This window comes from Paraburkholderia dioscoreae (assembly GCF_902459535.1).
In the GTDB taxonomy this organism is placed as follows: domain Bacteria; phylum Pseudomonadota; class Gammaproteobacteria; order Burkholderiales; family Burkholderiaceae; genus Paraburkholderia; species Paraburkholderia dioscoreae.
Genome location: NZ_LR699554.1, coordinates 81,386 through 93,919, shown reverse-complemented (window position 1 = coordinate 93,919; position 12,534 = coordinate 81,386). Strand labels below are relative to the sequence as shown.

The 12,534-nt window shown below is 64.2% G+C and carries 13 protein-coding genes; 4 read left to right on the top strand and 9 right to left on the bottom strand.

Annotation, left to right across the window (positions count from 1 at the left end):
• Positions 1-69 precede the first annotated feature (69 nt).
• From PDMSB3_RS20735 to PDMSB3_RS20725, 3 genes are all read left to right on the top strand, one after another.
• Entirely contained in the window at positions 70-504 is a 435-nt protein-coding gene (locus tag PDMSB3_RS20735) for a PaaI family thioesterase (RefSeq protein WP_007178722.1), read from the top strand.
• A 117-nt stretch (positions 505-621) separates the two neighbouring features.
• Positions 622-924, top strand: a complete 303-nt coding sequence (locus tag PDMSB3_RS20730; protein WP_007178721.1) for an ArsR/SmtB family transcription factor — start codon at positions 622-624, stop codon at positions 922-924.
• A gap of 62 nt (positions 925-986) precedes the next feature.
• Positions 987-2,339, top strand: coding sequence for a pyridoxal phosphate-dependent decarboxylase family protein (locus tag PDMSB3_RS20725; protein ID WP_165187573.1), 1,353 nt, complete (start codon positions 987-989; stop codon positions 2,337-2,339).
• Between the two features lie 85 nt (positions 2,340-2,424).
• On the opposite strand, the gene PDMSB3_RS20720 is transcribed toward PDMSB3_RS20725, so the two are convergent.
• The 9 genes from PDMSB3_RS20720 to PDMSB3_RS20680 form a co-directional block, all read right to left on the bottom strand.
• Positions 2,425-3,273, bottom strand: a complete 849-nt coding sequence (locus PDMSB3_RS20720) for an ureidoglycolate lyase (RefSeq protein ID WP_007178719.1) — start codon at positions 3,271-3,273, stop codon at positions 2,425-2,427.
• 56 nt (positions 3,274-3,329) lie between these two features.
• The gene (locus tag PDMSB3_RS20715) at positions 3,330-4,073 is read right to left on the bottom strand and encodes an SDR family oxidoreductase (protein WP_007178718.1); all 744 of its coding nucleotides are present in this window, start codon (positions 4,071-4,073) and stop codon (positions 3,330-3,332) included.
• Between the two features lie 45 nt (positions 4,074-4,118).
• Positions 4,119-4,949: an amidohydrolase family protein gene (locus PDMSB3_RS20710; protein WP_007178717.1), complete on the bottom strand. Its 831-nt coding sequence runs from the start codon at positions 4,947-4,949 to the stop codon at positions 4,119-4,121.
• A 7-nt stretch (positions 4,950-4,956) separates the two neighbouring features.
• A complete protein-coding gene (locus PDMSB3_RS20705; RefSeq protein WP_165187572.1) occupies positions 4,957-5,997 on the bottom strand; it encodes an aldo/keto reductase in 1,041 nt (346 codons plus the stop codon).
• 126 nt (positions 5,998-6,123) lie between these two features.
• Positions 6,124-7,443, bottom strand: a complete 1,320-nt coding sequence (locus tag PDMSB3_RS20700) for a UxaA family hydrolase (RefSeq protein ID WP_007178715.1) — start codon at positions 7,441-7,443, stop codon at positions 6,124-6,126.
• 41 nt (positions 7,444-7,484) lie between these two features.
• On the bottom strand, positions 7,485-7,829 hold the full coding sequence (locus PDMSB3_RS20695) for a UxaA family hydrolase (RefSeq protein ID WP_007178714.1): 345 nt from the start codon (positions 7,827-7,829) through the stop codon (positions 7,485-7,487).
• Positions 7,830-7,854: 25 nt separating this feature from the next.
• Entirely contained in the window at positions 7,855-8,904 is a 1,050-nt protein-coding gene (locus tag PDMSB3_RS20690; protein ID WP_007178713.1) for an ABC transporter permease, read from the bottom strand.
• Entirely contained in the window at positions 8,894-10,414 is a 1,521-nt protein-coding gene (locus PDMSB3_RS20685) for a sugar ABC transporter ATP-binding protein (protein WP_007178712.1), read from the bottom strand. Before PDMSB3_RS20685 ends, PDMSB3_RS20690 begins: the two co-directional genes overlap by 11 nt.
• Positions 10,411-11,460 (bottom strand): sugar ABC transporter substrate-binding protein, encoded by a 1,050-nt coding sequence (locus PDMSB3_RS20680; protein WP_007178711.1) that lies wholly within the window; start codon positions 11,458-11,460, stop codon positions 10,411-10,413. The genes PDMSB3_RS20685 and PDMSB3_RS20680 overlap by 4 nt, the downstream gene beginning before the upstream one ends.
• A gap of 265 nt (positions 11,461-11,725) precedes the next feature.
• Between PDMSB3_RS20680 and PDMSB3_RS20675 the strand changes: the two genes are divergently transcribed.
• Positions 11,726-12,514: an IclR family transcriptional regulator gene (locus tag PDMSB3_RS20675; protein ID WP_035516882.1), complete on the top strand. Its 789-nt coding sequence runs from the start codon at positions 11,726-11,728 to the stop codon at positions 12,512-12,514.
• Positions 12,515-12,534 lie beyond the last annotated feature (20 nt).

The following is a 12,534-nucleotide window of genomic DNA, read 5'->3' as shown; positions in this document are numbered from 1 at the left end:
AGTGGGTAGGGACTGCACAACGCAGGCCAGTGCAGATTGCCACCGCGGGCCACGCCCGAAGGAATCACAATGACCGACCTCCTCGACCGGGCGCGCGGCGCACTGCATGCCCAGCCGTTCAGCATGCTGTTGGGCGCAGAGTTGATGCACACGGGCACCAATGAACTCACGCTGAGCCTGCCGATCCGCGACGAGTTGCGGCAACAGCACGGCTTCGTGCATGGCGGCGTGATCGGCTATCTCGTCGACAATGCGCTGACGTTCGCCGGCGCGCTGCTGCTGGGGCCGAAGGTCGTGACCGGGGAATACAAGATCAATTATCTGCGCCCGGCCGTCAACGGCATGCTGATCGCGCGCGCAAAGGTGGTCTATGCGGGTCAGCATCAAGCAACCTGCCAATGCAACGTGTTTGTCATGGAAGGCAATCGCGAAAAGCTGATTGCCGTCGCGCAAGGCACCGTCAACCGGATCAGCGAGAGCGGCGAGCACGAACACGGGAACTGACGCCTTCGCCTCTTTCCGAAGCACTTCGCGCCATCGTGCAGCCGCTTGTCCACGTTTCATCATTTAGCTAATATACGAAACGTTATCGACTCATGGCTCCGTTGGGCGCGCCGCTTCATGAAAGACGACCTCACCCGCATCAACGCGCTTGCGAACGCCAGCCGGCTCGCCGTCATGCGCTGGCTGAAGGAGCCGACGCTGCATTTCCCCTATCAGGATCACGCCGATATCGAAACGGTCGGCGTGTGCTGCACGTTCATCACGGAGAAGCTCGGCATCGCGCCTGCCACGACCACGCGTCACATGCGCATCCTCGCCGACGCGGGACTCGTGCGCGCGCAGCGGATGGGCAAATTCACCTATTACAAGCGGATCGACGCCGAATTGCAGAAGCTCGGCCGCGACCTCGCCAATCTCTAGGCGCAGGGTCTTCACGAGATCACGCCGCCACCTTTCGATACTTGATTGATTCAGGGAGCCCTATGGACGAACTCGCACTTGCCGCCGACGCTGACCGGCGCGCGCACGCTTACCTTGCCGGCATCGGTAAGCGCCGGGTGTTTCCGGACGCGGCCGCGCTCGCGCAACTCGCCGCCTTCGACGAGGCCTTCCCGCAACACGGCCACGCGCCCGCCGACGTGCTGCGCCTGCTCGACGAAAGCGGAACGCCTGCCACGGTCGCCTCGAACGATCCGCGCTATTACGGCTTCGTGATCGGCGCGGTGCTGCCGGCCGCCGCCGCGGCCGAGCGTCTGATGGGCGCGTGGGATCAGTGCGCGTCGACCTTCGACAACTCGCCGGTCGCGGCCACGCTCGAGAAAATCGCCGCGCGCTGGGTACTCGACGCGCTCGATCTGCCGCGCCAAGCGGCGATCGGCTTCGGCACCAGCGCAACGGCGTGCACGCTCGTTTGCATTGCGGCCGCGCGGCGCGCGCTGCTCGCACGCAAGGGCTGGGATTTCGACAACGACGGTCTGGACGGTGCGCCACCGGTGCGGGTCGTGATCTCGGAGATGGCCCATATCACGGTGAAGAAAGCGCTGCGTGTGCTCGGCTTCGGCATGAAGCGCGTGATCAGCGCGCCCGTGGATGAGCATGGCCGTATCGATCCCGCGCAGTTGCCGCCGCTCGACGACATGACGATCTTCTGCGTGCAAGCCGGCGAAGTGAACACCGGCGAATTCGATCCGTTCGCGGATCTGATTCCTCGCGCCAAAGCCGCCGGTGCGTGGGTTCATGTGGATGGCGCGTTCGGCCTGTGGGCGCGCGCGTCGTCGCAACGGGCGCTGACCGAGGGCATCGACGGTGCCGACAGCTGGACCACCGACGGCCACAAATGGCTCAATACGCCCTATGACGGCGCGATGGCGATCTGTCGCGACGCCCAGGCGCTCTCGACGGCGATGAACAGCGACGCGGTCTATCTGAGCGGCGCGCATGACGCGCAGAAGAATCTGAACCTCGAATTCTCGCGCCGTGCGCGCGGCATTCCGATCTGGGCGGCGCTGCGTTCGCTCGGGCGCAGCGGCGTGCAGGAGATGGTCGACCGGCATTGCGCGCAGGCGTCGCGGATTGCCGAAGGTCTGCGCGCCGCGGGCTTCGAGGTGGTGAACCGCGTCGTGCTGAACCAGGTACTGGTGCGGGCGAACACCGACGCGCAGACGGTCGCGATTCGCGAAGCCGCGCAGGCGTCGGGCGAAACGTGGTTCGGCCAGACTGTCTGGCAAGGCCGGCCGGCGTTTCGGATCAGCGTGTCGTCGTGGCGCACTGAGGACAAGCACGTCGATCAATTGGTGGCGTTGCTTGCGCGACTGCTCGCGGAACAGCGCGGCTGATCTGCAGCGGCGCACAAAAAAGGCGGTTCCTGCCTGTAGATGCAGAAATCGCCTTTCTTCATGCAGCAAAGCTCGCGAGCGAAATTTACTCCGCCGCGTAAGTCTTCTGCGTTTGCTCGCCCAGACCTTCGATCCCCAGACGGATCGTCTGGCCCGGCTTCAGGAACACCGGATTCGGTTTCACGCCCATGCCGACGCCCGGCGGCGTGCCGGTCGAAATCACGTCGCCCGGTTGCAGGCTCATGCACTGCGACACGTACGAGACCAGTTTCGCGACGCCGAACACCATCGTCTTCGTGCTGCCGTTCTGATAGCGATGGCCGTCCACTTCGAGCCACAGGCTCAGATTCTGCGGATCGGCGACTTCGTCGCGCGTGACCACCCACGGACCGATCGGGCCGAACGTGTCAAAGCCCTTGCCCTTGTCCCACGTGCCGCCCTTTTCGATCTGCCATTCGCGTTCCGACACGTCGTTGATCACGCAGTAACCGGCGACGTAATCGAGCGCGTTGGTTTCGTCGATATATTTCGCAGGCTTACCGATCACCACGCCGAGTTCGACTTCCCAATCCGTTTTCTTCGAGCCGCGCGGAATTTCCACGTCGTCGTTCGGGCCGCTGATCGCGCTCGTCCACTTGTTGAAGATGACCGGCTCGGCCGGCACCGGCAGATTCGATTCCGCCGCGTGATCCGCGTAATTCAAGCCGATGCAGATGAACTTGCCGATCTTGCCGACACACGGGCCGATGCGTGGATTGCCTTCGACCAGCGGCAGCGAGGCCGGATCGAGCGCGCGCAGTTTGGCGAGACCTTCGTCGGTCAGCGCGGCGCCGTCGATATCGGCGACCACTTTCGACAGATCACGAATCTTGCCTTGTGCGTCGAGCAAGCCCGGCTTTTCCTGGCCTTTCGGCCCATAACGAAGCAGTTTCATCCTGACACTTCCTTTCAGTGGTATTCGGTTCGTAGTTCGGCGCGCATGAACCTGCGTCAGTTCGACCAGCCGCCGTCGATCACATGCGCGTGGCCCGTGGTGAACGACGATTCGTCGGACGCGAGATACAGCGCCAATGCGGCGATCTCTTCCGGCTTGCCGATACGGCCCATCGGCTGACGGGCGACAAAAGCCGCCTGCACGGCGTCCAGCGTCGCGCCCTGTGCCTGAGCCTGGTCGACGATCCGCTGTTCGAGCGACGGCGAAGCCACCGTGCCCGGGCAGATCGCGTTACAGCGTACACCACGCGTGATGAAGTCGGCAGCAACGGATTTGGTCAGCCCGATCACCGCGGCCTTGGAGGCGCTGTACGCGAAGCGGTTCGGCACGCCCTTCACGCTAGACGCCGCCGACGACATATTGATGATCGAACCGCCGCCGTTGTCCAGCATGGCGGGCAGAAACGCGCGGATCGTGCGGTACATCGCCTTCGCGTTCAGGTCGAACGCGAAGTCCCAATCCTCTTCGCTGCATTCGAGAATGTTGCCCGCATGCACGAAACCCGCGCAGTTGAACAGCACGTCGATCGCGCCCAGTTCGGCGGCCAGCGCCTTGATCGCCGCGTTGTCACGCACATCGAGCTTGCGGGCGTCGACCGGCTTGCCGGCAAGTTCGTCGATGCGGATGTCAGTGGCGATCACACGCGCGCCTTCGCGTGCGAAGAGTTCGGCGGTGGCGAGTCCGATGCCTTGTCCTGCCGCCGTGATCAGGGCCGTCTTGCCGGCCAATCTTTGTGTCATCTACGACTCCAGTTGAATGGGCTGTTGCTTGTCTCTTTTCGCAATTCACAGTCGATAAAACGCGGCGGCGTTGCCGCCGAACACCGCTTCGCGCTCGCCGTCGCTCAAGGAGATGAGCAAGGTGTTCGCCACCGAATGCCAGAGCAGATAGTCTCCGTTCAGATCGAGCACCGGCCAGTCGCTGCCCCACATCAAACGCGCCGGGCCGAATGACTTCAGCAGATGGTCAGCATACGGCTGCAGCGTTGCCTCGGTCCAGCCGGGCGAAGCCTCGGTGGCGAGGCCCGACAGCTTGCAATGCACGTGCGGCAGTTGCGCGAGACGTGTGATCGCGTCGGCCCAGCTTTGATAGCCCGCGCGTCCGTAGCGGATGGGCGGCTTCGCGCCATGATCGACCACGATGCGCAGCGCCGGAAACCGCGTTGCGAAGATTTCGAAGGGCTCGGCGTGGCGCGCGTAAATCAACGCGTCGAACGCGAGGTCGTGCGCGATCAGCGCTTCGATCGCCGGCGCGAGATCGGGGTTCGCGATCCATGTATCGTCCGGCAAATCCTGCAGCATCGGCCGCACGCCCTTGAACTTCGGCTCATGCGCCAGTGCTTCGATTACCGCCGGTGCCGTGGGCAGCAGCAACGGTACCCAGCCGACCACGCCCGCGATCGACGGCTCATGCCGCGCAATGTCCAGCAAATAACGTGTTTCGTCGATGGTCGACGCGGCCTGCACCACCACCGTCCGTTCGATGCCCGCGCGCTCGCGCAACGGTTTGAGATCCGCCGGGCCAAACGCACGGTACAGGATCTTCAACTCCGGCGTGAGCCACTCGTAATCGCCACGATCAGGATCCCAGTAGTGCTGGTGGGCATCGATATGCATCGTCAACTCAATCCTCCGGCACGGGCGCGCGGCTGTCGAGCAAGCCTTCGTCACGCAACGCGGACCACAAGCCCGCAGGGATCGGCTGCCCGAACGACGCGGCGTTCTCGCGCAATTCGTCGGCACTGCGCGCGCCGGTCAACACGGTAGCGACCGCCGGATGCGCGTACGGAAACTGCAAGGCGGCGGCCGCCAGCGGCACACCGTGCGCACGGCACACCGCTTCGAGCCGCGCGACGCGCTCGATCACTTTGCGCGGCGCCTCGCCGTAATTGAACTTCAGATCACCTTCGACGCCGCGCGCCAGAATGCCCGAGTTGAACGCGCCGCCTAACAGGATGCTGACGCCGCGCTTTTCACAGGCCGGCAACAGGTCGTTGAGCGTACTCTGTTCGAGGAGCGTATAACGGCCCGCGAGCAACGCGCAATCGATATCGAACTCGGCCATCGCGTCGAGAATGACCGCGCCCTCGTTGACCCCGAGTCCGACGGCCTTGATCGCGCCCGCCGAGCGCAACCCGTCCAGCGCGCGAAAACCGCCGCCTTCGGTGAGTTGCCGCCAGTAGTGCGGATGGTTGTCGCCGTGCGTAATGCGGCCGATATCGTGCACCAGCAGAATGTCGATATCGACAATGCCGAGCCGCTGCTGGCTGTCTTCGAACGAGCGCAGAATGCCGTCGTGCGTGTAGTCGTAGATTGCTTCGAAAGGCAGCGGGTTTTGCCAGCCTTCCCTGTCGTCGAAAGGCGTGGTGCGCGGCACGAACCGGCGTCCCACTTTGGTGGACAACACATAGTCGCCGCGCGGATAACGCCGCAAAACGTCGCCCAGCCTATGCTCGGCCTTCGTGTTGCCGTAGTGCGGCGCGGTGTCGAAATAGCGCACGCCTGCGTCCCACGCGGCGGCGATGGTGGCGTGAGCCTCCTCGTCGGACAGATCGCGGTAGAGGCCGCCGAGAGGCGCCGTACCGAGTGCCAGTCCTGTCACCTGCAACGCCGTGCGGCCGATGCGGCGCCGTTGCCCGATCTTCGATGCGATCGTTGCCGTCATTGAGCGCGTCTCCTTACGCCAATCCCATTCATCTTTTACCATGCACGAGCGGGACTTGTCCGCAGCGTATATCAGCCGCTTGCTGCCACGCCCGCGAACAAGCCACCGGGTGCCCCCCGGTACGACTCACTGCGGCTCGATCGCGACCACCCGGTGCTGCGGCGCGGCACTCGACGGCAAGCAAGCCGGCCCCACCGGCTCGAAAGTCTTGTAGGTCAGAATGAACTCCTGGTGACCCAGCGTTTCCGACTTCGAGGCCGCGCCACGCGACACCGCCACCGTTTGCTCGAACACTTCGCGGCCCACTTCGTCGAGCGTGCCGCGGCCTTCGAGAATACGGCCTGCATCGACATCCATATCGCCGGCGAGATTGCGATACGTCGCCGGATTCGCGCACACCTTGATGACCGGCGAGATCGCCGAGCCCACCACCGAGCCGCGTCCGGTCGTGAACAGAATCACATGCGCACCGCACGCGATCAGTTCGCCGATCTCCGCGTTGTCGCTGATGTTCGGAAAGCCGAAGCGCGGTTCGCCGTCCGGCACCACGTCGAGCAGATACAGGCCGCCGGTCGGCGGAATGTCGCCGGGTTTGACGATGCCGACAATCGGCGACGCCCCGCTCTTGGCATACGCGCCCAGCGATTTTTCTTCCTGCGTGGTGAGACCGCCGTCCGCGTTGCCGACCGCAAAACTGCCGTGGCCGAGAATCGAGTAATAGCGAGCCGCCTTCGCGACGCAAGCCACGATCTCCTCGCCGAGTTCGGGCCGCGCCGCGCGCGTTTTCATATGGAATTCGCAGCCCACCAACTCGCCGGTTTCTTCGAAAATACACGTCGCGCCCGCGTCGATCAGATGATCGAACGCGCGGCCCACGGCCGGGTTCGCGGTGATGCCGCTCGTGCCGTCCGAGCCGCCGCAAATCGTACCGATCACCAGTTCGCTCAGCGCCATCGGCACTTTTTCTTGTGCGGCGAGTTGCCCGCGCGCCTCGCGAATCCAGTCCACGCCGTATTGAATCGTGCTGCGCGTACCGCCCTTTTCCTGGATGGTCAGCACTTCGACGGGACGGCCACTCGCGCGCACCACGTCCACCAGATAGTGCTTGTTCATGCTCTCGCAACCGAGCGACACGAACAGCACCGCGCCCACATTGGGATGCGTGGTGAGCCGCTCGAGCATTTTCTCGGCGTAGCTGTTCGGATAGCAGCCGGGGAAACCGATCAGATGCACGGGCGGTTCGCGCTCGGCGGAAGGATCGTCGAACGCATCCAGCGGTTCGCGAAACTGCGTGACGATCTCGCGCGCGACGTGATGCGCGCACTCGACCAGGTACGCCACCGCGACCACATTGCGGATGCCCTTGCGGCCGTCGCGGCGCAGGTAACCTTGCAGCGTGGGCTGCTGCGATGCGGCGGATGGAGATGCTACGGAAGTGTCAGTCATGATCGTTCCAGCGCGGCGCGAAGGCCACGATTGTGCTCACATCAGTGATGGACGAACTCGTGGCCCGCGTCGTGCGTGTACGTCGGCAGGTAATCGCTTTCGAGATTGTGCGTATGCAGATGCGCACCGCGCGCCACCGCCTCCGTCACGTGACCGATCACCGCGCCATAGCGCAGCACCTTGTCGTCTTTCGCGAGTTCACGGCGCGCCACCTTGTGTCCGAGTTCGATGGTTTTGGCCAGCGTCACGCGCTCGCCTTCGATCTCGACCTGCGTGCCGCCGTCCAGGCGCGCCGCCGCGATCAGGCAATTGTCGGCGGGGCTGAGGAGGATCAGGCGTGGGTCCGTTTGGTCCGTTTGGTCCGTTTGCAATGGGCGGCTGGTCAAGTAAGTTCTCCGGAATGCGTGCGCATCAGTTCTGGCCTTCGCCGCTTGCGAGGCGCGCCACCATCAGCGAGCCGAGAATGATCGCGCCGTAGATCGCCTGGATCCAGAAAGACGGCACCTGGGCAAGCGTCAGCAGGTTTTGCACCACGCCGAGCAGCAGCACGCCGGTGAGCGCACCGAACATGGTGCCCTTGCCGCCGTCGAGCGAAATGCCGCCGATCACCGCGGCCGCGAACACCGTGAAAATCATCCCGTTGCCCTGGTTCGCGTTGATCGCGCCGACATAGCCGGTGACGATCAAACCGCCCAGCGAGGCGAGCATGCTGCCGAGCACGAACACGCCCCACGTGATGCGCTCCACACGAATGCCCGCAGCGCGTGCTGCTTCCGGGTTGCCGCCGATCGCGTACAGCGCGCGACCCAGCCGGTGATAGCGCAACACGAAGGCCGCGATCGCGAACGCCACCGCGGCGAGCCACACGGACAACGGCAAGCCCAACACGATGGTGGTCGCGAGCGTGAAAAACGACGGCGGCATATCGAACAGCGTGCCGCCCTTGGTCGCGCCGACCAGCATGCCGCGCAGCACGATCAGCATGGCCAGCGTGACGATGAACGCGTTCAGCCGCAAACGCACCACGAGAAAGCCGTTGATAAAACCGATCACCGCGCCCACCGCCACGATGGCGAGCAAGCCGGCCGCCGCCGGCCATTGCATGCCGAAGCCCGCGGACGCCGCCGGCATCACCAGCATCGCGCCCACGGCAGGCGCAATGCCGACCGTCGATTCGAGCGACAGGTCGAACTTGCCGGTCAACACGATCAGCGATTCGGCGAGCACGACCAGCGCCAGCGCCGCCGAAGCACCCAGCACGCTGATGAGATTCGCTTTGGTCAGAAAACTGGGACTGACAAACGCGCCGATCACGATCAGCAACGCGAGCGCGGGCAGCAACGCCAGTTCGCGCAAACGCGCAAGTTCGGAGCGAGCGCGTTTGCCGCGCGTAGCCTGCGCGAGCGGCTGGGCCTGAGCTTGCGCGGTGCCGAAGGCGGGACTGGGCACACTATTCTTCATGGAGACTGACTCCTTCAACGGATGCGATCAGGTCGTGGTCCTGCCAACCCGCGGAAAATTCGGCCGCGACACGGCCACGGAACATGACCAGCACGCGGTCACAGGTGCGCAGATCGTCGAGTTCGCCGGACACGACCAGCACGGCCTTGCCGTCTTCGCGCACACGGTCCACGACGGAGAGCAGCGCTTCTTTCGATTTCACGTCGACGCCCGCCGTGGGGTCGATCAGCACGAGCACATTGGGATTAGTGGCGAGCGCGCGCGCCATCACCACCTTTTGCTGATTGCCGCCCGACAGACCGGACACCACATGCTCCGGACCCTGCGCGACGATGCCGAGCGCGTCGATCATCTTCTGGCCGAAGGCGTTCTTCTTCGCGGGCGGCGCGATGCCGAATTTGCCGAGCAAACGCGCGATCGTCATCGAAGCGTTTTCCGCAACCGATTGCGTGAGCACGAGGCCTTCGTGGTGGCGATCCTTCGGCACGCAACCGATGCCGTGCGCGAGTGCCGCGGGCACATCGCCGGGCGGCAAGGTTTTGCCGTCCACGCGGATCGTGCCGCGTTTGGCGGCACGCAGGCCGGCAATCGCTTCGGCCACGCTCGTGCGGCCGCTGCTCGTCGCGCCGGTCAAGCCGACCACTTCGCCGCGCTTGACGGTGAACGACACGCCTTCGTAATCGGAACCCGCGAGGCCTTCGACTTGCAACGCGGTCGCCGTGTCGGCGGGCAACGCGTCGCGCGCCGCCGCATCGGCGACGGCGAGACCGCCGCGCTCGCCGGTCATCGCTTCGATCAACTGCTCGCGCGGCAGCGCGGAAACCGGCGCGCTGACGATATGCCGCGCGTCGCGCAGCACCGTCACGGCCTGGCAAATCTCGTAGACTTCCTGAAGATGGTGCGAGATGAACAGGAAGGTCACGCCTTCGCGCTGCAACTCGCTGATGCGCCGGAACAGGCGCTTGATTTCGTCGCCGTCTAGCTGCGCAGTCGGTTCGTCGAGAATGATGAAGCGCGCGCCATACGACAGCGCGCGCGCAATTTCCACCAGTTGCCGTGCCTCTACCGTCAGATCGCCGGCGCGAGCATCTTCGCGCACGTCGATCTTCCAGTGATCGAGTAACGTGCGCGCGTCGCGCCGCATGGCCTGCCAATCGATCATGCCGCCGCGCAACGGCTGCCGGTTGATAAACAGATTCTCCGCCACGCTCAGGTCGCGGATGATCGTTGAATGCTGATAGACGCACGCCACACGTTCGCGCCACGCGTCGCGATCCGCGATCGACGGCGCGGCCACGCCGCTGAAACGCACCTCGCCGGTGTCGGGCTTGCGCAGGCCGGTGAGGATCGACACCAGCGTCGATTTACCCGCGCCGTTGCGCCCGACGAGCGCATGCGACTCGCCGGGCATCACGCGGATGCTCACGTCTTTCAGCGCAGCCGTCGAGCCGAAGCGTTTGGTGATCTCGAACGCTTCGACAACGGGCGCGGAGGGCGTGAGTTCGCTCATTTGACCGTGTTACCCCACAAAGCCTTGTCGTCGACGTTCGACTTCGTCACGAGCGGTGCGGGCAACTGGTCTTCCAGAACGCCCGGCGCCAACTGGATGATGTTGCTGCCGTGATCGGTCGGGCCCGGCTTGAAAGTCTGCCCTGCCAACGCCGCCTTGATATAGAACAGCCCATATTTCGCGTACGAATCGGCGGGCTGCGACACGGTCGCGTCGATATCGCCACGGCGGATTGCGTCGAACTCCTGAGGAATGCCGTCGTTGCTGACGATCACCACGTGCTTCGGGTCGCCGGCCGGAAAGAGCATCTGCTTGCGGCGCAAGGTTTGCAGCGTCGGCGACAGATAGACGCCGCCAGCCTGCATGTAGATGCCTTTCACGTCGGGATTCGCGGTCAGCAGGCTGTCGAGCGCGGTCGCCGCGACGTCGCCTTTCCAGGCCGCAGGGATCTCCAGCACCGACACGCCAGGATAGCCTTTCATGCATGAGCGGAACGCTTCGGACCGGTCGCGTCCGTTGACCGAGGCGAGGTCGCCCATGATCTGCACGACCTTGCCCGACTTCACGTGATCGCCAATGTACTTGCAGGCCTTCTCGCCATACGCGCGATTGTCGGCGCGCACCACCATCGCGACCTTGCCTTGCGTCGGCGCGACGTCCACGGCGACCACGGGCACGTTCTTCGCCGCGGCGGCGTCGAGCGCCCGGCTGATCGCCGCCGAATCCAGCGGGCCGACCACGATGCCCTTCGCACCTAGGTTCAGCAGGTTGTTCATGTCCGTGATCTGCTGCGCGGGATCGCCGTTCGAATTGACCGGCGCAAGAATGTCGAGGCCCATGTCCTTCGCGTATTTGGGCAGATAGTTGTTGTACGACTGCCAGAACGGCGACGTCAGCAGCGGCAGATCGAGGCCGATCTTGCCTGTTTCGGCGGCTTGCGCGGCGCCTGTCACGCCGAGGCCGGCGAAACACACGGCGGCCGCCGCGGCGGATAGCGAACTGCGGAACAAACGGCGAGCCGCGTGCGGCTCTTTCGCGAACGACATGGTTGTCTCCTGATATGCGTTGTTGAACTTGCGTGAACCGGCACGTGGGATGCCGGCACTTCGTCCTGCGCTTGTTATCTAGTATTGGCGTGCGTTCATTCACCAATGAACGTATTATTCATATACGGACTTTTCGAAGTCAAGCAATGTGCACTGCACCAACCGTCCGTGTTTTCCCTGGACCGGTGACATCTCGCATGAGATTCGTCACGCACGTACACTCACGCGCCAGATAATGAGAACAGCACACAAAACCTCGCTCACGATGGACGCAGAAGACAAAGACGACGCCGACCGTTATCGCGCCCCGGCGCTGGACAAAGGCCTCGACATCCTCGAACTGCTCGCCGAGCAGAAGGAAGGGCTGACGCGCGCCGAAATCACCAAGCTGCTGGGACGCAACGCCAGCGAGATGTATCGCATGCTCGAACGGCTGGTCGCGCGTCAGTACGTGGTGCGCTCGGCGGCGGGCGACCGCTATTCGCTCAGTCTCAAGCTGTACGCGCTCGCCCATCGTCATCCGCCGATGAACCGGCTGATCTCCGAAGCGCTGCCGCTCATGCAGCGCTTTGCCGATGCTGCCGAACAATCGTGTCACCTCGTGGTGTACGACCGCGGCAATCTGCTGGTGATCGCGCAGGTGGATGGGCCGGGTACGTGGGGCATGTCGGTGCGGCTCGGTTCGCGCGTCGGGCTGATCGATACGGGTTCGGGCCGCGTGATGCTGGCGTTTCAAAGCATCGAGCAGCGTGAACAGATGCTGGCCGAACACACCAAGGTGAAGGGCGAGGTCACGATCGATCGTGACGCGCTCGAACAGGCCTGCGAGCGGATTCGCGCGGCGGGTTTTTCGCAGAAGGACAGCCAGCAGACGTTCGGCGTGACCGACGTGACGTTTCCGATCCAGGGTCCGTCCGGCCAGGCGATTGCCGCGCTCACCTGTCCGTATCTGCGGCGTATCGACGAATACGTCGCGCCGACGCTGGAAGCCGCCACCGCGCTGCTGCGCGAGACGGTAGAGGCGCTGTCGATGTTTCATGAGGACGCCGCGTAGCGTGACGAACCGTCGCGTGT